Origin of the sequence: Calothrix sp. CCY 0018 (assembly GCF_963920925.1) — a bacterium.
Classification (GTDB): Bacteria; Cyanobacteriota; Cyanobacteriia; order Cyanobacteriales; family Nostocaceae; genus Rivularia.
Genome location: NZ_CAWUDI010000013.1, coordinates 53,527 through 75,965, shown reverse-complemented (window position 1 = coordinate 75,965; position 22,439 = coordinate 53,527). Strand labels below are relative to the sequence as shown.

Here is a 22,439-nt window from a genome sequence, read left to right as displayed (position 1 = left end):
ATCAAATACATTTTTCATAAAATGCGATTCTGGGTGTAAGAGGGCTATTGCAAGGGTTTGAGATTGTTGCACTTCCTTATTTTCAACAATTGCCGGAGTAAACATCATATCACTTGAAACTCCTGTAATATTCGGGTTTGGTCGCTATTAGCCTTTATGAAAATTTTATCAAGTTCGGGAACAATAAGCGATTTTTATACTACCCATATCCATGATAATTTGATTTTCAAGTATTCGCAGATACACTAATCGAGAAAAAAGTTTCTTACAATTTGTATATAAAGTTACAAAGTGTGGCGATATGTCAATTCTTGACAGAAATCCCTATAAAGGCAAAAGGCTAGATTCGATTCGTAAGATTAATGGTTCCGGTAATAATTTAGAGAAGCCGCGATTGGGGGCTAATGGTACAGCTTTTATTCGTCTTGGTACTTTTGAGTATGAGGATAAAGTTGCTTCTCCTGCGGGGGTTGCAAGCGATGCTGAGGGCAATCCTTTAATTGGTGTTGATGGTAATGCTGTAAGTCGTCAACCAATTCCGATTTTTAGTGAAGCGGAAACAAAAAGTTTAACTAAGTCGGGTTTGGAGGTTGTTAAAAATAAGGATGGTTTAAGTAATAATGCTCATGCGCCCTTTGTATTACTCGATCCTTTAGACCGCCCTAGTGCCAGGGTAATAAGTAATGCAACCTCTAAATTAGATAAAGGTGAAACCGATCCCAGCCCCAATGGTTTAACTGCGATAAATTGGGCTTTCGGGCAGTTAATTAACCACGATCTTAACTTGGCAAGGTTAAGTACGGATAATTTCAACATCGATATTCCTGAAAATGATTCTAACTTTACACCGGATATTTCCCCAACTCCGACAATTAACAGGCAGAAAGATGAGGGATTAGAGTTTGAGTTTCCCAGAAATGCTTTTAAATCGGGTACGGGAGTTATCGAAAATGGTAAATCGAAACCTGGAAAAGTACCCAACGATTTAACTCACTGGCTGGATTTATCTGTTGTTTACGGCTCCGATGAGGAATTAGCGAAATCTCTTCGTAGTAGTAAGGGAGGTAAGCTAAAAGTTTTTTCTGAAGAGACTGAATCAACCAAGGATGATTTACTTCCGGCAGATACCCAGAAGGTAATGAGAGGGGGATTTTTTCAGGGTGTAGGATTCTTAGCTGGAGATGAAAGAGTTAGCGAGCAAGATGCTTTAGCTGCACAGCATACTTTATGGGTGAGGAATCACAATCGTATTGCCGAGGATTTATCTGCATTTCATCCTAAATGGGATGATAAACAGATATTTGAAAGAGCTAGGAAGATTAATATTGCTCAATATCAACAGGTGGTTACATATGAGTGGTTGCCCCAGCAGATAGGGGATATTAGTAAATATAAGGGTTACGATGCAAAAGAGACTCCCCAAATATCCGATGAATTTAACGCTGCTGGTTTCCGTTTTGGACACTCTCAAACGGGTAATAAAATAGAGACTGTTAATAGCGATGGTAAAGCGACAACTTTACCGTTGTTAACCACATTTGGAGCGCCAAATATTACCGAGGGTAAAGATGTAGATGGAATTCTGCGGGGTAGCACGGTAACTCTAGATGAAGATGTCGATACGAATATAGTCTTCGATTTACGCAACGCTTTATTTCCTCCTGCTGGTGTAGGTTTTGATTTGTATTCGGCAAATATTCAACGGGGAAGAGAGCGTGGTTTAGCCGATTACAATCAGGTACGAGATGATTTCGGTTTGCCTCGTGTGAAGAGTTTTGATGAGTTAACTTCCGATAAGGAATTAGCTAAAACTTTGAAAGATTTGTACGGCACTGTAGAAGACGTTGATTTGTTGATAGGCTTATTTGCCGAAGATGCTGTAGCACCCTCTGGAGCCGGAGAAACAACTAAAGCCATAGTCGGAGAGCAATTTGAGCGGCTGAGAGATGCCGATAGATTTTGGTTTGAAAATAAGATTAAAGATGGTGGTTTCTTTACCAACAAGGAAATAAAGGAGATAAAAGAGACTTCTTATGCCGACATCATCAAGTCGAATACTGAAATCGATCAACTTCAGGAAAACGTCTTCTTAAAAGTTTCCGAAAATAACCCCTTAAGTAAAGATAATCTGCTTAGCGATGGATTATTGGATTTACAAGGTGACGACGGCAAAGCCAAAATTACCGTCACCGAAAAATCGTCTTTCGATAACACCGTTGGATTCTATGCCATCAAAGATGAGAAAGGAACAGTTGTAGATAAAGTAACGGGTGAAAGTCTCACACCAGAAGATGGAGAAGATTATATCAAAAGCGCGATCGCATCGAGTGTAGCAGATTTTCAAATTAAAGATAATTCCAAAAGAGAAAAATTCGATGTGGATTTACCAGATAACAGTCTTCTGGCTCCCTATGTAATCCAAGATGGGAATATTCAAGACTTTGAAAACGGCGAAGCTGAAGCATTATTATCCTTCGGTGCTGCTAACAGTAATGATTCCAATCGCATTGTCGAAGTAGGTAGTGGAGATACGAGTTTGTTTAAATTCGATTTTGGGGATTTGACAGATGCAAATTCTACCAACGACAACAGCATGACGATGAAAGTCGAATTCCACCGGTAATGGGTAATTGGTAATTGGTAATTGGGGATTTTCACGTTTATAAAATTGCTTCTACCAACTAACAACTAACCACTAACAACTTACAAAGGAACAATTGTATGCAATCGACTCAACAGCAACAAAAAACCTTGGTAAAAATTTCTCAAAGTTTGGTAATTACAGATTTGCTGGATTTATTAGCAGGAAAAATACTTGCTTTACGAATTCCCAGCTACTATCACCACGAACAAGCCGAGAAAATTAGTGAAGAATTAATCGAGCAAGACAGCTTAGAAAGATATCATCGAGCGCCAGATGTGGGAGTGCAAAGAACTGGAATTACCTTTTTTGAAACCAACGGTAACGTAAAAATGCTCGAACGTTATTACCAACAAGCTCCAACCTGTAATCGAAACATCCGCTGTATTTGTTCTCCTTTTCTTTCACCCATCGACAAATTAAGATTAGATTTAGGAGATATGTGGTTAGCAGGTGCTTGCATCGAAAACATCCACAATCGCACTATGTTAGCGGGAATTGGTAGAGTATTTGAAGATGATTTTGAACTTCCACCCCATCAAGATATTCTCGCAAGAGACGTAAAAGACGCTCCCATTTATCCTACCTATCTTTTCTCCAACTTAGCAACTCAATTAAGCGCTAATATCTACTTACGTACCCCTAAATTTGGCGGAGAATTAGAAATCTGGAATGTCAAACCCTCAAGCACCAAACAACCAGAAATTCACGACAAAGAATATAAATACGAAGGAATCATCGATCGCCGAATTTTACCCGCAGCAACAGCAGTAATTAAACCCCAAATAGGAGAACTAATCTTATTTGATTCTACAAGAGTTCATGCAGTACGAGCTTCCCACGGTGGCCCCAGAGTTTCCATGTCAATGTTTATTGGTTATCGCAACCAAGAACAACCTTTAACTTATTGGAGCTAAAACGATTTTGGATTTTAGATTTTGGATTGGGTAATTGGTAATTGGTAATTGGTAATGGGGCATTGGGAATGGGGTATTGGTAATTGGTAATGGGCATTAGGAATTATTAGGAATTAGGAGTTATTTTCTTGTCCCCTTGTCCCCTTGTCCCTCCCTTCGGGTTCGGCAGTTCGCTCAACGGAGGGAACCTCCGCACGCGACTGCTCTCACCATCTCCCCATCTCCCCCTCTCCCCTTGTCCCCATCCCCCACAACCCTCTTCCCAAAATACCGGACAAGGTTTAATTTACGTGAAACTTGTAACTGGATAAAAGGATAATTTGAGTAAATTATGGCAGAAATTGAAACTGCGAGACTGCGACTCAGACCTTATACTTTGGATGATTTGGATAGATTATCTGTAATTTTGAGCAATCCAGAGGTAATGAAGTATTCACCTAGAGGAGCAATACCAAAAGGCAAGGAAAAACAAGTTACCGGGGAAATTCTCAAATATTTCATTGAACATTGGGAAAAATACGGTTTCGGTGTCTGGGCTGCTATCGATAAAGCCAGTAGAAAACTAATCGGGCATTGCGGACTTAATTGTTTACCTAATACCCCCGATATCGAAGTTATTTACCGTTTTGACCAAAGTTACTGGAATCAAGGTATTGCCACCGAAGCCACTAAAGCCTGCTTGCAGTACGGTTTTGAAACTGTCAAACTTTACAAAATTATCGCGATCGCATCCCCCAAACATATCGCTTCTCGCAGAGTTATGGAGAAAGCTGGTTTAAAGTACGAGAAAGACGCTCATTTCTACAAAATAAACGTGGTTTACTACTCCATCCACCGCGATAATTGGCAACCCGATTATTTTTAATTTTTAATTAAAAATTAAAAATTGGGCATTGGTAATTAATGGAGACGTGATGTATTACGTCTCTACATTTTTTTCAACTATTTATAATTAGGAATCATCAATAATAAATTTATTTATTTTGTTCGTAGTAGCGCTTCAGCGCATCCGAATTCCGGAATATGAGGTGCTAAAGCGCTACTACGAACAAAAAGTATTAATTACAACTTAAGCGTTGAATAAAACTGCAATATATTATCTATAATTATACTGAAAATGCTTGGATAAAGTATAAAAATACAACTATCAAATCTAGCTAATTAACAATTCTCTTCCCTCTCTTCAAATAACTTCTTCCAACATTTTTAAATGCTTCCCAACAGGTGCCAAAGTGTTAGCCGCAATCATCCCGGAAGCCGCGACTGCTGGTAAAGCAATACCGGGAAATGTCGAATCACCGCAACACATTAACCCTTTTAAAGGAGTATTTGATCCGGGAAATAAACCGGAACCCGCACGAATTGCTGGCCCGTAAGAACCACGATTTCTTCTCAAATAACGTTCGTGAGTTAAGGGTGTACCAATTAATGTGACTTCAGTGCGATCGCGAATATCTGGAATCACTTTTTCTAAGGCTTCCCACATGATTTCAGCACGTTTTTGTTTCTGCTCTAAATACTCTTTACTATTTCGATCCATTCCCTGCCATAAATCATAAGGCTCGCTTCCAGGAGTGTAAACGTGGATCGAATGTTTTCCCGGTGGTGCTAAAGAAGAATCCATTACTGAAGGAATTGATATCAAAACTAAATTCTGAGGAGCGGTTATTCCTAATTCCCAATCCTTAACAAAAATATAATGACATTGCAAATCCGAACGAATATTAGAAGCATCAATTCCTAAATGTAAATGCATAAAACTTTCACATTCGGGTGTAGCTTGTCGTTGTTCAAAAAACTGTTGCGGTACCGAATCTTTCGGAATTAATTTCAAAGTATCCCACACAGAAGCATTTGAGATTACCGTATTTGCTCTTAATTCCTTCCCACCGCGCAACTTTACGCCGACAGCGCGATTATTTTCAACAATTATTTCTTCAACATGACTTCTTAAAAGCAATTTGCCATCATGTTTCTCAAATCCCCTTACCAAAGCATCAACTAAAGCACCGCTACCACCCACCGGATAATCCAACTTTACGCCCCTTCGATACCAATCAGCGAACATAAACGCAACTTCCGCAGCAGAAGTACCACTAGCAGGCAATCCCGAAAGCAGAAAACACAACATATTTAACCAGTTGCGGATAAATGGATCTGTTACCACTCGATCCATAATCGAACTGAATGGCCCCGTTAATTTAGTAACGTTGAAAAAATGCTTTACTAAACTAGGAGCAAATTTACCCACTGTCTTCACAGCACCCAAATCAAAACGTAAAGCAGCAGAAGGAATCGCTACAGCAGCATCCGCATAAGGAGCCATAACTCGCTGCAACTCCCGCCATTCCTTAACAGCTTTTTCCCCACGCAATCGTAAAAGTACTTCACAAAACTGCTCCGCACCCACCGCCACTTTTAAATCTCCTTCAGGAAGAAAACAACCCCAAGTATCGTAAGTTGCCCATTCGCAATCTTCCCCTATTCCATCTAATACCTGTCGTAACGGATTATTTGAAGGGCTATAAGATAAACCAGAATAAAGCGAAGGACCAGAATCGAATTTATATCCTTTATAGTTAAAAGAATGTGCGGCACCTCCAGCAATAGAATGACTTTCACAAACCGTCACCTTAAAGCCATATCTCGCCAATAATCCCGCACAGCTTAAACCCCCGATTCCGCTTCCGATTATTATTACTTCCATTATTCGATTTTAGATTTTAGATTTTGACAACGGATGCGTTTCTTTTAGATTTTGGATTGAATTTACGGTTATCAAGAAATTATAGATTGAGTAGGTTGGGTTAGTAACCCAACACAATAATCAAAAATAATCACGACAATGTTGGGTTACGGTGCTATTTATAATTCCTTTAAAATCATAATTACCCTGGCACCTAAGCCAACCTACAATCTACAATTTATTCCCTATTCCCTTTCACAAAAATCAAACTGCTATATAAACCAAATGCTTTATCCCAACTACTCTTTTCTCTACGAAATATCTGTATGTGGGATTCAATTTGATGTAAAACGTCGGTTTGATCGAGCATTGTTTCTGCGAAGGGGGTAAAATCAGACCAAATTTTTACTTGTGGTAACTTAGTTTTGAGATAGTTGAGTAAATTATTCCAGTTGATTCTAATTGTGTTTTGAGAAGTTTGAGGGGATACTGCAACTCCTTTATTAAACTTATAACCGTTATCGTAAATTCTTAGAATACAGTTTCTAACGGGTATATGTAAATCGCAAAAATGAAAGTAATCTTGAGTTTGAGTTTTGCGCTGTAATTTACCCCGCGCATTCAAATCGACAACTTCTTCAAAAATCGGTAATAATCCTTGAACTTGCGCTGTTACTTCCGACCATTCAAATACTAAAGAACCTAATTGCTTATCTTGATTTTCGCATACGACGGTAACTTTAGTTGCAAACTCTTTGAAATAATGAACTTGAAAAACTTCTATTTCATTAACTTTAGTTAATGGTGTCCAAAAGCAGGGAATACCGGAATTAGATAACTGCTCTCCATAAAATTTTAATTCTCCCAAAGCACCGCTACGATATAACCGCCAACCGCGACTGGGTAACGATAATCTAGCGCTATAAGCATCTACCCCTAGAATGCTTGCTAATTTTTGTGCTGCTTCTTGTTTTAATTCTGAGGCAATTGGTTCTAAAATTAATACAGCAGTTTCTTGATTTTCGGGGTTTGATTTAGTTTGAGCGATTACCTGTTGTCGAAGTTGTGTTTTTGCTTGCTCTAATCGCTGTAAACCAAGACGTGCTTGAGTGATTATTTTGTTATTATTACTATCGCGCAATAGTTGACGATAAACTTTTTCAGCTTTTTCATGTTTCCCCGATACCTCATGCAGTTTCCCCACATAAAGCTGTACTTGATGATTATCTGGAGACTCTTTTAATAGCTGTTTTAATAAGTTAGCTGCTGTACGATAATCTTTTTTTTCAAATGCAGATGCAACTTTGTCAATCATACTATTTTGGATTTATTAAATTGATTTTTAACGAAATAGTGAAAACCTCTCTCCAAACCTCTCTCCTATCAGGAGAGAGGCTTAAAAAGTACTTGGAAGGTTGTTCGTTTTTTCTTATTCCCCATTCCCTCGTAGGGAAGGGGGTTAGGGGGTTAGGTTTCCGAGATCGCGATTTACCCGGAAATAATGCCTAATGCCCCATGCCCAATTCCCAATTCCCAATTCCTTTATACTTCACTTACCCCAGAAATTAGGGACATTACTACAATCGGTGCTGTAACTGCTCGGAGGATGCGACGACCTAATGAAGCGGTTTTGAAACCATTTTGTAGCGCGATTTCAATTTCTTTTTCCGTCCATCCACCTTCCGCACCCGTAGCAATTACGACTTGTTGATGATCTTGATTTTGCAAGCAGTGGAGTAAATGAGGGGAATCTCCACGAGCTACACAGATGTATTTTTCAAAGTTAGTAAATGATACAACGCTTTTACTAAAAGCAACTGGTTCTAATATTTGGGGTATTTTAGTTCTTTCTGATTGCTCTGCGGCTTCTCTAGCTATTCTGTGCCAACGTTCGAGTTTTTGGTAACTGGGTTTTAATAGAGTGCGATCGCTAATTACTGGTGCAATACAGGTAACACCCAATTCCGTACAACAACGGACTACATCATCAAAGCCGTTTCCTTTGGGTAAGGCAACCATTAAGGTAACTGCTACTGATAATTCTGTTTCTACTGTTAATTGATGCAATATTAATGCATTTGTATTATCAAGTTGAGATAACCACCATTTACCGATTCCATCCATTGCAATAAATTTATCGCCTTTTTGCAACCGCAATACTCTATATAAATAATGCTGTTGTTCTGAAGTGAGGGTTATTTGTTTATCTTGAGTTTGATTGGGGGTTATGGTAATGCGTTGCACGATCTAATTAGCAGTATATTGCTGAGTGGGAATAACTTTTACGTTTAAAGTTAGGGGCTTTTTCAAATCGTCTTCTAAGATTTGTTGAACTAACTGTATCTGTTGTTGTGTAAAGGAATTAAAGGGAGCGGCTATTTCCATCTCAACAATCAGCTTTTCTCCATCTTGTTCTACTTTAATTCTTCTGATATCCGAACGTGAAAAAGTATCTGTTTTACTAAAAAGTAAATACTCAACATTACGACGAGTATGTTCCTTAACTAAAAACGTTTCTAAGGATAAACCCAATGGTAAACCAAGTATAATCAGCGAGAAAACCGATATTACTAAACCATGACGGGCTTTTTCAAAAGAACCGTAATTGTGAGCTAAAAATACCAGCGAACCACTAAATATAATACCAGCTAAGTTGGCAAGAAACAAAAGTCCCGAACCTGCTGCAACCGAATTTGAACCCATCCCTATACCAATTCCCAGCACACTCAACGGTGGAACCAAAGCTACAGAAATGGCTACTCCCGGTAAAGCATTGGCAATACTGCGTCTAGTTAACGCAAAACCACCAGCCCCACCTGCTGCTAATGCTACCCCTAAATCTAATAGCGTAGGGCTAGTACGTCCCATAATTTCGGAACCAAAAGTCCTGATACCAACCAACTTAGCAATAACGATCGAAATAACAACTGTCAGCAATACACCTTTAAATAACGTAAAACCCGAACGCTTTAACAAACGCTGGTTTCCCGATACAATGCTGTAGGCGATCGCAATTATCGGACCCATCAAAGGAGCAATAATCATCGCACCAATTATAGTGGCTGCACTATTTGCTAATAATCCAAAAGTTGAGATAACTCCCGATAAAGCCAGCAAAGTATAGAAAGTCAACGAAGGTACAGCACCCCTCCATAACTTGCGGTTCATACCCGCTATAGGCATCGGTTTTTCTGCTAACCAGTGCCAATCACCGCTATTGCTGTTCCACAATTCGGTTAACTTAAGCTTACCCCAACGACCAAAACTTTTAAGAAATAACAGCATCTTAATTTCACCATTGGTGTAACACAAAAGTATATTTTATTGTAATCAAGGTTAATAAAAATATAAGCTGAACTTGAGATGGAGTTAATTTTCAGTTATGGATCAATTATTCAGTCTTTTGATAGGGGTTTTGAGTAAAAAACCTTAATTGCTTAGTAAAGAGAGAAAATTTATGATTTGATTTTATTTTGATTTCAAGACAGAAATTTAGACTTAACGACAATGATGCCAGATGTGAAATCAATCCTACTTTCGTTTAGCTATTAGCCAACCGATTAAGCAGAAGAATAAAGTTGCTGCAATACTGATAAATAAAGAAGCGTAAAACGGATGTAGTGGTTTATTAAAAGATAAAGAAAATTCTACAGGTTGTTTAATTTTATCAATATGCTGCACAACCACACCAGAAACAATTGCACCACCACCGAAGCCGATACCGAGTATATTTATGGTGTTTTCTAAAGAGCGATCGCGCTTGGTTTGTTCGATTTCGACGATACCGCGAATTGACTCAATTAGTTGCTCAAAAAGGGTTTGACCAGGTGTAAGATAAGCTAAGTCTATATTAATTTGTTCTATAAAAGTATCTTCAGCTAACTCCATAAAGCTTGATAAAAATTCTAAATCATCTTGATTAGAGATTGCTTTGATTTTCTCAAGATATAATTTATAGTTTTTTACATTAGTTGTAATAGTATTTCTTTGTAATTCCAAATCTCTTAAATAGCGAGCATAGTTAAACGAAATTTCGGGTATTTCATTCAGCCATCGATTAAATTCTTTCAGTTTATCATCAACAGATTTATCTTTGACTTGATTAAATTGATTAAATTGATTTACTTTATCTTCTAATTTACTGTATTCCTTCCTAGCTTGTTGATAACACCAACGAGATTCCGAACGAGCATAAATAATTTTACTACGAGAATTCAAAAGGTCAATTAAAGGATAATAATATTCTCCAGCTTCTTCTAAATCGGTAGTTTGTTGATTTGTGTTTAACCAAATTAAAATATGACACTGTTGTTCGGAAGAATCAGCATTGTTATTATATTCAAATATCGGACTATTTAATAATTTTCCTTTTCCCTGACATGAAAGGTTTAATTTATTGAATTCAGCTTCTGATATTAAAGCTTTGATACAATGCTCGGCAAAAATCTTGTCATCATAAATATTTCCGATAGGTTGAGCGAAGAAAACTAAAGTTTGTCCGAGAGAAGCATTTATATTACCTGGAAGTAAGCAATTATCTTGATTTAATCCTTTTAAATTTGTAAGTTGTACTTTTGAATGTGGATAGCGGAAAGTTAAATCGAGAGCATAGGTATCGTGAATTAGTAAACGCTTAATTTCTCCGCTTAAATGAAGATTATTATTATGCTTAATAGCCGTAAAATTTATAATTTTATCATTTGATAATTTTTGATTTTCAGATATTGATAAATTTTCTAGTTTCGGAATACTTAATTTTTTTCCAATTCCCTGACATTTACGCCATAACTGGTTGGCATTATCTACGACTTGTTCGGGATTTTGAGCAAGATTTTGACGTAGATGAAAAGCGTAGAGCGTTAGTTTGGGATACGCTACCTTTGCTGTTGAATAATCCATTTTAAAATGATTATAGATTTGATAAAATTCCCATTTATTTTGTGTCAGTTTACATTAAAGCTTAGGAATAAATTCCCACCGCGAATATTCAAAGTCAGACATATTGCGCCATTCTCAGTTAGCTTTCACAACCGCCTGGGAATTTATTCCAAGGCTCAAAAACAAAGTCTGATAAATCAGACTGAGTAAAGACTTTAGTGCGTTTTAACGTACTTTGTATATTAGCCTTGAGATTTATTTCAAGGCGGTAATTAGGGCTTAACGAGAACGGTGCAAGATGTGAAATAAATCAGATTTCGTAAGAATTTGAGTGCGTTTTAACGTACTTTGTATATTAGCCTTGAGATTTATTTCAAGGCGGAAAAGTGGGTTATTATATTTACAAATCAACCTCTGCTATTCTTTTTATTCTTATCCTTAGCCTTGGCAGAACTTTGTTGAATAGCATTAAGTAAAGTCTTTTTATCCGGCTGATATTCAGGAATATTAGAATTAGCTTTCACGCTACCAGGGCTTCTTTCATTTCTAGATGAAGATTTATTTAAAATATTTAATTGAGCATCAAGAATTTTATAATGTTTCTGATACCAAGTAGCAACAGCAGTTGATAGTTGCTCGGCATCATCAGGTATATTACTAATAAACTCTTTTAAATTGACAAGATTTTCTTGAGAAAATAAAGCAGGTTGAGTTTTTAGTAAATCGATAAAAGCGTCTAAATTTTGTTCTGCAAATGACATAATATAACTCCTAATTACCAACAGCAGTAAATGCAGCCCAATAGAAAGGTGATTGAAAAGGTTTACTGTTTGCCTCTATTTGCTTGAAGAATACCATTAACTGTACTTGTTGTAGCGGATTATTTAATTGTAAATTGCTCGTCCATTCCTGTAAATCTTCCTTAGTTGCTTCTCTCAGCCAAGTTTGAGCTTGATTTAAGGCAACTGGTACAGAAATATCTTTTATATTCTTTAGATTTTGAATAAACTTAATCATCAAAAAAGACGTTGATAAATCGTTTACCGTCCATAAACTACTTACCACGCTAGAGCTTCCAGCATATAAGAAACCGCTGGGTAAACCAATGTATTCATCGCTGGTATTTTGGAAATCAATTAAACCAGTTTCGCAAGCAGAAAGCACGACGAGACGACATTGGTTGAGGTTGAAATCTCGTTCAAATAAGTTACCTAAAGTCAAGCATTTATTCAAATTTAATTCATCCTTTTCAACTGCACCTGCTAAGAGTAAACAAGAATCTTGAGGAGAATTCAAGTTAAAGGTGCCGTGACATGAAAAGTGAAGATAATTCGTCTGTTGAATTTGGGATGAAGCTTGAGATAAAGCGGTTTGAGTCGCTTGTTTTTTAGATAAAATTTCTTTGTTAGTGAATAGTGATGAAATAACTTCTACTTCAAAATCGGTGTAGTCTAAGTCTTCTGTAGGGTTTTGGATAGCGAATAGGGATTTAAAATCATTTCGTTGTCGTAAATTTACTTGTTGTAGAAGCTGACAACTGGGAGCATAACTTATGCCGTTTGGAAATTTATCGCATAAGAAACTACCATCTGATAAAGGTAGTGCGTGAAGTGGGAATAGGTGTAGGTAGCGATGGGGAATGAGAATCAGGTGAGAGCAATTTTGTGGAATTAGCTGGAGAATCTCTTCTATATTTAATATTTCTGCAAGTTGAGTGAGTCTAGAAGGGAGATTATTTATCCATTCGTCGTAATTATTGTAATAGGCATTTAAATATTTATTATTCCAATCTATAAAAGCTTTTAAATTATCAGTAGATGTAGATGAGTTCAATCTTTGAAGATTATTAGAGGTAATAATAAAAGTCTCTAAGCTTGTATTGGTAATATACCATTCAATAACTGCTGTATTTTGATTTAAAGTTGATTGGAATTTTTCAAAACTAAAACCCGAACCAACAGGTAAATATTTATCTTCTAAACTCTTTTTCTGTTGTCGTAATTTCTGAAGGTGTTGGGCTAAAGCTTTAGGATTTTCTGCTGTACTATTTTGGATTTGATACTGTCCCTTTGTTATTTCTTCTCGGAGTTGCTCTAGTTGAGTAACTACGTTTGGGGGAAAGATCGCTTTGCGATCGCGATCGAGGATAAGTTCGACTAGGTTACGGGTTTTACTACGTTCGATATACTCTAGCGCTAGGGTTTCTTCTTTCAAATGCAAACAAACTTCTATCACGTTGCGATAAAGCCGATTCCAGTTTTCCGCTTGCTTACGTTTGTTTTCTTCACCAGAAATAATTTCACCTCGTAATAATTCTACGGTAGCGATGGCTGATTTATAGGTACTGTAAGCAGAATTCAAGCTACCTGTATTTTTGTAAAGCATTCCCAGGTTGTTTAAAGTTTCCGCATTTTTCTGAGGGAAAGCTTGCTGAGTTCTAACTTGCAGAGCAGCATTGTAAGAGCGAATGGCATTTTCAATATTTTCAGCTTTATCATCTTTGATTCTGTCTCTGTAAGCATTAGCTAAATTATTTTGCGTCTGTGCCCAATCATATAGGAAAGCTTGCTGAGTTCTAACTTGCAGAGCAGCATTGTAAGAGCGAATGGCATTTTCAATATTTTCAGCTTTATCACCTTTGATTCTGTCGCTGTAAGCATTGGCTAAATTATTTTGCGTCATTGCCCAATCTTGGGGGAAAGCTTGCTGAGTGTAAACTAGCAATGCAGCTTGATAGCAGAAAATGGCATTTTCAATGTTTTCGGCTTTATCACCTTTGATTCTCTCCCAGTAAGCATTGGCTAAATTATTTTGCGTCATTGCCCAATCTTGGGGGAAAGCTTGCTGAGTGTAAACTAGCAATGCAGCTTGATAGCAGAAAATGGCATTTTCAATGTTTTCGGCTTTATCACCTTTGATTCTCTCCCAGTAAGCATTGGCTAAATTATTTTGCGTCATTGCCCATTGTTGGGGGAAAGCTTGCTGAGTGTAAACTAGCAATGCAGTATTGTAGAATTGAATCGCTTTTTCAATGTTTTCGGCTTTGTCACCTTTGATTCTGACGCTGTAAGCATTGGCTAAATTATTTTGCGTCGCAGCCCATTTTTGGGGGAAAGCTTGCTGAGTGTAAACTAGCAATGCAGCATTGTAGAATTGAATCGCTTTTTCAGTGTTTTCGGCTTTGTCACCTTTGATTCTGGCGCTGTAAGCAATAGCTAAATTATTTTGCGTCGCAGCCCAATCTTGGGGGAAAGCTTGCTGGGTAAATATATTTAGAACAGTTTCATAACTAGCAATAGCAATTTCCATATTGCTAGCTTTATTACCCAAAGGAAACTGCTGAATCAAATTACCAAAATTAACAATAACTGCTGCAATATATTCAGCTTTCTCGGCTTCTGCTTCCTCAAAATAACTTGTTGCCCAAAACCGCAATATTTCAGCCAAAATACCATTGAATTTATCTGTATTTGCAGCAAATAGCGGGTAAACAACTTCCGCATCACCGTTGCTTTCTGAGATTGCGTTGAATATTTCTATAAAAAAAAACTGCACATAAGTTTGAAAATCTTCCTCGCTTAATTCTTCTATCTGCGCTTGCGAGGAGGATTCAACATTAATGTAAGCATCTTGACGCTGTTCGTTCATCAGCAACCCGTAAATAGAGATGACAAAAATACTATGGAAATGATTCAGTAATATTGCTGACAATTCCGGAAAATTACTGAGAAGTAAGTAATGATGCTTTCAATAAGATGGTGCGTGACGACAAATCAAATTAGTGCGTATATTTGATATCGTCTAATGTCGTCACACACCTTACAAAATTACAAAACATGAAATATTAATAATTGTCCATTGATAATTGTTAACTAACTCTTGGCTTACGACAACACCTGCAAATACCTCGCCGAAACCTACCCCGCAGAGTTCGCAAACTGGCTACTCTCCACCGATACCACAAATATCAAAGTACTCAAAACCGAACTCAACCTCGAACCAATTCGCGCTGATTCCGTTACATTCCTGAAAAATGCCAACCAAATTTTACACATAGAATTTCAAACTCAACCAAAATCAACACCACCTCTCGACTTCCGAATGCTCAATTACTACATTACTATTGAAGCAAATATATTGGTGTGACATCGAGCAAGTAATAATTTTCCTTCAACCCAGCAACTCGGAAATGGTTTTCAAGACAGAATACCTAGATAAAAACACCCGTCATAAGTACAGAGTGATTCGCTTATGGGAACAAGATTCCGCACCTTTATTAAATAACCCAGCGCTTCTACCATTAGCAGCACTAGCAAAAAGCAATTCACCCGAAAGCTTATTACAGCAAGTTGCAAATCAGGTAGATATGATTGAAGAAAGCGAAGCACAAAAAAATATATCAGCCTGCACTCAAATCCTAGCCGGATTACGATTTGACAGAAATTTAATCAATCAACTATTTCGAGAGGAAATTATGCAAGAATCAGTGATTTATCAGGATATTATCCTCCTAGGAGAGCAACGGGGAAAGCAAAAAGAAGCTCTGCAACTAATCATGCGTTTACTTAACCGTCGCATTGGTAACGTGAATTCAGAAACCCAACAGCGAATCAATGCTTTATCTACAACTCAATTAGAAGATTTAGGAGAAGCACTGTTAGATTTTTCCAACCAAAATGATTTAACCACCTGGCTCGATAGCAATTCCTAACAAATAACTCATGTAGAGACGTAGCAATGCTACGTCTCCTAAATCTAGGTTGTGACAACAAATAAACGTAAAACCTAAATTAGCCCACGCAGGTGGGCTTTGTTTCTGTAGCCCCACTCTTCCAGAGTGAGGGCGATTAATTGGCTCGAAAATAATTAATCATTGTTCGTAGTAGCGCTGTACTCGCATCCTAATCCGGATGTGCTAAAGCACTACTACGAACCTTTACTCTGCTTCCAAATAAGCCTTTATCGCTTCATTCACCATATCTGTCATCGGTTTACCCTGACTTTCGGATGCTTCCTTGAGTTTGCTATAAACATCATCTTTGACGGTAACTCGATGTCTCAACTTCTTAGCAGTTGTAGTATTATCGATCGCTACTACTTGACGATCGCTTTCTTCTGTAACTGCTGCTGTTGTAGAATCCGCCATCGTTTCTACTAAGCCATCGGCATCGTCAGAGACTCCGGGAGCAACTTTTTTGGTTTCGTATTTGGCTGCATATTCGCGAATTGCGTCAAATCCAACTCGGTTACAAAAATCACCAAAACTCTCTTCTGTTTCCTTACTTTCTTTAAAGTAGACAAACATCGGCTCTAACTGGGTTTCCAAATCGTTCTGGTGCAGTCTTTCCATGTAAGGTAATGCTAAACGAGTTTGATTTGGCGAACCTCCTAGCCATAATTGATACGCATCGGGAGCGCTACCCACAAAACCCATTTCTGCCATGTAGGGGCGAGCGCAACCGTTAGGACATCCGGTCATCCTTACCACAAAATGCTCTTTTTGTAAACCTACTTGATTTAAAAGTGTGCGAATCCGGTCTAAAATGCCGGGTATGACTCGTTCCGATTCGGCGATCGCCAGTCCGCAGGTAGGAAGTGCGGGACAAGCCATTGCATAGCGCACCAATGGTTCAATTTTATCTGGGTCGCTATTTATACCGTGTTTTTGCAGTATTTCTTCGATGGCTGCTTTCTTATCGGGTTCGATGTCGCAAAAAACCAGGTTGTGATTAGCGGTAAGACGAACATCTAAGTTAAACTGTTCGACGATTTTCCGGAGTGCAGTTTTGAGTTGAAAAGAACCTTCATCTTTAACTCTGCCGTTTTCGATGGAAATTCCTAAAAATAGTTTTCCATCTCCTTGCTCGTTCCAACCGAGATAGTCTTGATACTTAAATTCGGGTAATTCTCTGAAAGGTTCTAAAGATTTACCAAAATATTCCTCAACCTGGGAACGGAATTTTTCTACACCCCAATCGTTGATTAAGTATTTTAAACGAGCGTGTCTTCTTTGAGAGCGATCGCCATAATCTCTTTGAGTGGCGACAATGGCTTTAACTAATTCGTAAACGTCTTCTTTAGAGACATAACAAATCTCATCAGCCTTTCTAGCAAAGGTTTCTTCTTTATTATGAGTTCTTCCCAAACCACCGCCAGAAAAGACGTTGAATCCTAACAACTCGGAATTTTCGTCAGTAATTACCACTAACGATAAATCTTGAGTATAAAGGTCAATACTATTATCACCCGGTACCGTGACGCTAATTTTAAACTTGCGCGGCATATAGTGAGTACCGTAGATCGGTTCTTCGGGATTATCGTGAAAAACGGTTCCCGTACCGTTGCGCTGACGTGCGGCTTTTACCTCCGGACTTTCTTCAGCGCTGATAGCCTTTTCACCATCGAGCCAAATTTCATAATAAGCGCCAGTTTGCGGCGTGAGTAAATCGGCAATTTTATCGGCGTACTCAACGGCGTATTGATATTCTGGTTTATTTTTATAAGGAGCGGCAGGTGCCATAACATTGCGATTCAAGTCTCCACAGGCACCCAAAGTAGAACCCATGTTTTTCACAATCGCCGCAATACTTGACTTGAGATTTTTCTTTAAAATTCCATGCAGCTGAAAACCTTGACGGGTAGTTATCCGCATCGTGTGGTTTCCATACTCATTACTAAGATTATCTAAAGCTAAATACAACTGCGGTGGAACAAAACCCCCCGGATTCCGGGTTCGCAGCATCATTTGATAATCTTTTTCTTGTCCCCTGACGCGATTATCGCGATTATCTTGCTGATAAGAACCGTGAAACTTGAGAATTTGTATCGCTTCTTCACTAAAGTGAGTTGTATCTTCTAGAATCTCAGTTGCTACAGGCTCGCGTAAAAAATTACTGCGTTCCTTAAGTCCTTCAAGTTTAGAAGGTTTACGGTTTGTGTTTTCGGGAGGAGCGGACTTAACCATTGCAGTGGTATTGTGTTCTCGTAGTGACTACCTACATCGCCGAAGCACGACTTTTACAGTATTTCAATTACCAATCAGTTTTAATAATATCGACTAAAATAACACCTTCATATGCAGGATTTTGGATTTTGCGGAAAGTTGGGGGTGTAGATTTTCTTCCCCTCAAACTTTCCAAGACAGAATTTTAGATTTTAGATTAAACCTCTTGTTTGAGAAAGAAGACAATTTAAAATAAACGCATCCGTTATTGAAATCCAATGTTGAAGGTGTTTATAAGAAAGAGATTAATCAGTATTACTAATTATTGCTCACTGATAACTGACAACTGGTGAAACACTCGCGGTGGACGGGTTTCCCGGCATAAGCAAAGTGTTGAACCCGGAGGGTCACTGATAAAGATGCATCCCTTCGGCTAAGTATATTCCCGGTATTCCGGTCGGAATTAAGGGGAATAACTTGATTTTATCATGCAAGAAAGCCCCATTTCCAATTGAAGCAACACTTAACAGTCAACAGTGAGCAGTTACCAGTTCTTTCTACCCGCTCTACCCCCTCTCCCCCCTCTCTTTCAATAAAAAACTCAGCTTCTCAACAAATATGCGGAGAAACCGAGTTTTTTTGGCTATATAGATAAATTCAAGAAAATGTAAATGCTGTAGTTTCGGAGAATATACTCAAGATAATAAAACCACAGATCGTTTACATTTTTATTTCAGCAATTTTACCAGTTTAAATCGGCGATAATTACTGACTTAATTTTTTGGGAAAATTTCAGCTAAAAAGTTATTGGTACTATTACCATTTGATACCAACGCCAGTACCAATATTAACAGGTATAGCACTGGTATTTTCGTAACCATCAACTGCTAGAGTTGCATTACTGTAAACAACAATTCCTTTCTTAACTTCAGATTCAATACCAACACTTGCGGTAACAGAATCTTTGTTGCCTAAAGGAGTTGATCTACCATCTTGCTCTACGAAGTTATAACCACCAGCAACGTATGCTTTTGTACGGGAACCGAGACACGTACCAACTGCAACTTCAGGGTTGATAGAGGTTGCATCGTTGTTCCATAGAACCTTGGTTTTTACGTCTACTGGTGTACCCTGTACAGGTAAGCTAGCTTGGATATTACCGCCAACATTCGCAGCATCATTGTTCTGTCCACCATTAGTTACCTGAGCGCCAATACCACCGCCAACATAGGCAAAATCGCAACTTCTTCTAGGCTGTGCGGAAGCGGAACCAGCAGACAAAACAGCAGGAGCGATTAATAAAGAAGATAAAGCTGAAATAGTAAGGCAAGACTTAATAAAGCGTTTCATAATTGTCACCAAATATAGTGCAGGTTGCTTTTACATTCATAGTCGAAAAATAAACCAATTAGGTTCCAAAAAGTTTCGCGTTAATTGTTAATTTGCTACCTCAACCTCTGGAAATCCTCGTACATAAATATTTCTCCATTTTCCTATTCAATTCTCTGCTTAAAAGCAACTTTCGCATGACTAATAAACATAAAAATAGTTTCCAAAAATTCACCTAAAAAATATTTAAGTAGACTCTTTTTAATCTGTCACAAAGAGTATGGATGAATCCGATCTATTTAATAGTTGAATTTCAATTAATTCTCTAATCTTCCGGATGATTGTTATTAGATGTATATGTGTGAGGGGGATGGGGGGATGGGGAGACAAATGATTAATTTACTACTAACTACTAACTACTAACTACTAACTATGCCCAATTTTCCGCTCAATTCCACAAATCGCACCAAACATCAACCAAGAAAGCGTATTTAAGCGAAAGTCAAATAGCGTCACATCCACCGTATTGAAGAGTATCCAGCCGACAAACACTAATAAATAACTGAAAAAGATTAATTTATCTTGCTTGGGGATAACTCGTAGCGATCGCACACCTTTGACAAATATCCAGCCCAGTAAACCGAAAAATAACAGCGTTGCAATTAGTCCAGTTTCAGCGGATAACATTAAAAAGAAATTATGCGGATGCCCCAGCCAAAGGTTCATTTTAGTCTCATAAATCTGCGAAAAATTACGTAAACCCCAACCAGTCCAAGGACGCTGTATAGTCAAGTCCCAAGCGAAATTCCATTGAGTTGTACGCATTAAAGCAACTGGTCTATCTGGGTATAATTGGTCATTAAAACGTGCCCAGAAAAAAGCCGGAACAAGCTTACGAAATAACTCTGCGATTGGTGAAGGAGCGAAAGCAGCCATAAGTACGCTAAGAGCAATCCCCATTACAACCGCCACAATCAACCGCCAACCTTGGTAAAAAGCATAAGCCAAACAAGCTACCAGAGCAATTACCCAAGCATTGCGAGAGTTAGTTAGAATTAGCCCCGTGAAGTTAGTTATTACAGCTAAGGTGAGGAAGAGGAAAAGGTGAGGGGAGGGGGGGGAAGAAGGGGTAGAAATTTCTATCTTGTCCCCTTGTCTCCTTGTCTCCCAATCTCCCCATCTCTTTTTCCTAAATCTTCGCCATTCCTGCAACCATAAACCCAAATTTAAGATAAAAACTATCGCGAGATATCCGGCTAAAATATTGGCGTAAATAAACGTAGAAGCCATACGGTTGGGGGGATTTCCTCCAGCTACCAGCGTCCAACCGAAGATGCTATGACCTAAATGTGAAGTGTTCCATCCTAGAAATAATTCTCCCATCCCGATAATTACAACTGGTAGGGAATTTATCGTTAAAATCCAGGATATTCTTGTTAATTGCGCCGTTGTTTGAATTAAACGACTCCAGCCAATAAATAATAAAAAGAAAGGTAGTAAATTAAATAAACCAAGAAAAGCCGTGATTTTATCCGCAGCAAAAACAACGGTAGCTACTAAAAATAAACTTAAAAGAATAAATCCTCGATACAAAGGATATTTAGGAATCTTACGAAATTCTTGTCCAAAAGGAATTAAACCGCTTAAGAACAAACCGACAGCACCCAAAGCCGGAATAAAAGGAAAGACAAATAATCCTAATTGCAAGCAATACCAAGAAAATCGTAATTCAGGATCTTCATGTCGTAAATAAGACCATACCTTTTTTGCCATTCGATTTTAGATTTTAACAACGGATGCTTTTGTTTTAGATTTTGGATTTTGGATTGAGGTTTAAAAGTTAGGAGTTGGGAGTTAGGAGTTAGGAATTAAGAGTTAAGAATGATAAATAAATCTACCCCCTCTACCCCCTCTTCCCCCTCTTCCCTCTCTTTCCAATTCCCAATCCCAATTCCCAATTCCCAAAATTACGCCATTTCCCAACATTCCTCTCGGGTGAGACGGATTTGAGCTAGAGCGAAAATAGTGGGGATAATTCGTCCGTAATTGGTGGCGATCGCTCTCCATCCCAAATCGGCGAAAAACCAAGCCCACATCATGGGACCAATAAATGCAAATACGCTTCTGACGGCACCGTAACGGGCTGCACTTACTGCCATACCGCGACGAGCTATTTGCGAAGTTGCATAACCCTGAAACTGTTTAGCAGCAACGGTACCACCTTTAATTGCTGTTTGTCTGGCAACTTGATAAGTAGCGAAATGAGTTGCAAATTGACGGGTGATTTGTTTGAGCAACATTGGTTGAATAACCGAAGTTACCGCGATCGCACTACCGCCTTTGAAAATTAAACCCAAAGGATCTTTTTGTAAAGCTAAAGGCAAAGGTTCTTTAAGTTCGGATTTGATTAACTGCTGCTGTACTTTCTCGGTTAACTTTCTTTTTTCACCCGCAGGTAATTTCTTCCAAACTTTTCCTAAAAGATGCAAAAATACTTCAGCTTCTAAATCGACTGTTGTCAAATCATCTGAATAAGAAATTTTTAAATATTTGCATACCCCAACCAAAGCTTCGCGGTAGGTAATCTGCTTACAACGTCCCCGCAATACCGTCATTCCATCGGCAGCTAAAAAGCAAAAACGCTCCTCAATTGCATCTAGCCAAGCTTGACGATTTTGGCTTTGTACTTCTATGGGTTCTGGTGTTTGCAGGTAATCCAAAGGATTAAACTTACGACTAAATAGAATTGCCGTTAAATCTTGCAACTCTTCTTCAGTAGCTAATTCAAGCGCTGCCCTTAATTCATCCAATTTCCCTTTCTCCCAAACGAACATTTTGTCCCGTACTTTATTCTACTATTAGCTTTCGGCACTCATCAGTAATACTTTGTACCACTACCTAAAACTGATAACTTATTCAACAATTAACAAAGCCGGATAATTAGGGGATGGGGAGATAGGGTGATGGGGAGAATTTTAATTCTCAACTCCTAACTCCTAACTCCTCCCAATGCCCATCCAAAATAAAAACATCCGTTGTTAAAAT

The 22,439-nt window shown here is 38.3% G+C and carries 14 protein-coding genes and 1 pseudogene; 4 read left to right on the top strand and 11 right to left on the bottom strand.

Going from position 1 to position 22,439, the window contains the following annotated elements; genetic code table 11:
• Positions 1–301: 301 nt before the first annotated feature.
• From ACM03V_RS11705 to ACM03V_RS11695, 3 genes are all read left to right on the top strand, one after another.
• Positions 302–2,623, top strand: coding sequence for a peroxidase family protein (locus tag ACM03V_RS11705; protein ID WP_414620957.1), 2,322 nt, complete (start codon positions 302–304; stop codon positions 2,621–2,623).
• A gap of 98 nt (positions 2,624–2,721) precedes the next feature.
• Entirely contained in the window at positions 2,722–3,558 is an 837-nt protein-coding gene (locus ACM03V_RS11700; protein ID WP_414620956.1) for a 2OG-Fe(II) oxygenase, read from the top strand.
• A 331-nt stretch (positions 3,559–3,889) separates the two neighbouring features.
• Positions 3,890–4,423, top strand: coding sequence for a GNAT family N-acetyltransferase (locus tag ACM03V_RS11695; RefSeq protein WP_414620955.1), 534 nt, complete (start codon positions 3,890–3,892; stop codon positions 4,421–4,423).
• A gap of 318 nt (positions 4,424–4,741) precedes the next feature.
• Here the strand turns inward: ACM03V_RS11695 and ACM03V_RS11690 are convergent, their stop codons facing one another.
• From ACM03V_RS11690 to ACM03V_RS11660, 7 genes are all read right to left on the bottom strand, one after another.
• Positions 4,742–6,265 carry a phytoene desaturase family protein gene (locus ACM03V_RS11690; RefSeq protein WP_414620954.1) on the bottom strand — a complete coding sequence of 508 codons (1,524 nt, stop codon included), beginning with the start codon at positions 6,263–6,265 and terminating at the stop codon, positions 4,742–4,744.
• 217 nt (positions 6,266–6,482) lie between these two features.
• A complete protein-coding gene (locus tag ACM03V_RS11685) occupies positions 6,483–7,559 on the bottom strand; it encodes a tetratricopeptide repeat protein (protein WP_414620953.1) in 1,077 nt (358 codons plus the stop codon).
• Positions 7,560–7,786: 227 nt separating this feature from the next.
• Positions 7,787–8,488, bottom strand: coding sequence for a 16S rRNA (uracil(1498)-N(3))-methyltransferase (locus tag ACM03V_RS11680; protein WP_414620952.1), 702 nt, complete (start codon positions 8,486–8,488; stop codon positions 7,787–7,789).
• 3 nt (positions 8,489–8,491) lie between these two features.
• Positions 8,492–9,529 carry a DUF389 domain-containing protein gene (locus tag ACM03V_RS11675; protein ID WP_414620951.1) on the bottom strand — a complete coding sequence of 346 codons (1,038 nt, stop codon included), beginning with the start codon at positions 9,527–9,529 and terminating at the stop codon, positions 8,492–8,494.
• A gap of 246 nt (positions 9,530–9,775) precedes the next feature.
• Complete coding sequence (locus tag ACM03V_RS11670; protein ID WP_414620950.1) at positions 9,776–11,143, bottom strand: hypothetical protein; 1,368 nt, start codon at positions 11,141–11,143, stop codon at positions 9,776–9,778.
• Positions 11,144–11,529: 386 nt separating this feature from the next.
• Complete coding sequence (locus ACM03V_RS11665; RefSeq protein ID WP_414620949.1) at positions 11,530–11,883, bottom strand: hypothetical protein; 354 nt, start codon at positions 11,881–11,883, stop codon at positions 11,530–11,532.
• Positions 11,884–11,893: 10 nt separating this feature from the next.
• Positions 11,894–14,770, bottom strand: coding sequence for a CHAT domain-containing protein (locus tag ACM03V_RS11660; protein WP_414620948.1), 2,877 nt, complete (start codon positions 14,768–14,770; stop codon positions 11,894–11,896).
• 231 nt (positions 14,771–15,001) lie between these two features.
• On the opposite strand from ACM03V_RS11660, the pseudogene ACM03V_RS11655 reads away from it, so the two are divergent.
• A pseudogene (locus ACM03V_RS11655) lies at positions 15,002–15,833 on the top strand (Rpn family recombination-promoting nuclease/putative transposase).
• Between the two features lie 225 nt (positions 15,834–16,058).
• On the opposite strand, the gene sir reads toward ACM03V_RS11655, so the two are convergent.
• The 4 genes from sir to ACM03V_RS11635 all read right to left on the bottom strand — a co-directional run bounded on the left by sir (position 16,059) and on the right by ACM03V_RS11635 (position 22,204).
• Positions 16,059–18,086, bottom strand: coding sequence for a sulfite reductase, ferredoxin dependent (gene sir / locus ACM03V_RS11650; RefSeq protein WP_414620947.1), 2,028 nt, complete (start codon positions 18,084–18,086; stop codon positions 16,059–16,061).
• A 795-nt stretch (positions 18,087–18,881) separates the two neighbouring features.
• The gene (locus tag ACM03V_RS11645) at positions 18,882–19,415 is read right to left on the bottom strand and encodes a hypothetical protein (RefSeq protein ID WP_414620946.1); all 534 of its coding nucleotides are present in this window, start codon (positions 19,413–19,415) and stop codon (positions 18,882–18,884) included.
• A 405-nt stretch (positions 19,416–19,820) separates the two neighbouring features.
• Positions 19,821–21,167, bottom strand: a complete 1,347-nt coding sequence (locus ACM03V_RS11640) for an O-antigen ligase family protein (protein ID WP_414620945.1) — start codon at positions 21,165–21,167, stop codon at positions 19,821–19,823.
• Between the two features lie 194 nt (positions 21,168–21,361).
• Positions 21,362–22,204 carry a YaaW family protein gene (locus ACM03V_RS11635; RefSeq protein ID WP_414621028.1) on the bottom strand — a complete coding sequence of 281 codons (843 nt, stop codon included), beginning with the start codon at positions 22,202–22,204 and terminating at the stop codon, positions 21,362–21,364.
• Between the last annotated feature and the right edge of the window lie 235 nt (positions 22,205–22,439).

Coding starts and splice junctions, on each gene's coding strand:
- ACM03V_RS11705 (WP_414620957.1), top strand. CDS start 302: ATGTCAATTCTTGACAGAAATCCCTATAAAGGCAAAAGGCTAGATTCG.
- ACM03V_RS11700 (WP_414620956.1), top strand. CDS start 2,722: ATGCAATCGACTCAACAGCAACAAAAAACCTTGGTAAAAATTTCTCAA.
- ACM03V_RS11695 (WP_414620955.1), top strand. CDS start 3,890: ATGGCAGAAATTGAAACTGCGAGACTGCGACTCAGACCTTATACTTTG.
- ACM03V_RS11690 (WP_414620954.1), bottom strand. CDS start 6,265: ATGGAAGTAATAATAATCGGAAGCGGAATCGGGGGTTTAAGCTGTGCG.
- ACM03V_RS11685 (WP_414620953.1), bottom strand. CDS start 7,559: ATGATTGACAAAGTTGCATCTGCATTTGAAAAAAAAGATTATCGTACA.
- ACM03V_RS11675 (WP_414620951.1), bottom strand. CDS start 9,529: ATGCTGTTATTTCTTAAAAGTTTTGGTCGTTGGGGTAAGCTTAAGTTA.
- ACM03V_RS11670 (WP_414620950.1), bottom strand. CDS start 11,143: ATGGATTATTCAACAGCAAAGGTAGCGTATCCCAAACTAACGCTCTAC.
- ACM03V_RS11665 (WP_414620949.1), bottom strand. CDS start 11,883: ATGTCATTTGCAGAACAAAATTTAGACGCTTTTATCGATTTACTAAAA.
- ACM03V_RS11660 (WP_414620948.1), bottom strand. CDS start 14,770: ATGAACGAACAGCGTCAAGATGCTTACATTAATGTTGAATCCTCCTCG.
- sir (WP_414620947.1), bottom strand. CDS start 18,086: ATGGTTAAGTCCGCTCCTCCCGAAAACACAAACCGTAAACCTTCTAAA.
- ACM03V_RS11645 (WP_414620946.1), bottom strand. CDS start 19,415: ATGAAACGCTTTATTAAGTCTTGCCTTACTATTTCAGCTTTATCTTCT.
- ACM03V_RS11640 (WP_414620945.1), bottom strand. CDS start 21,167: ATGGCAAAAAAGGTATGGTCTTATTTACGACATGAAGATCCTGAATTA.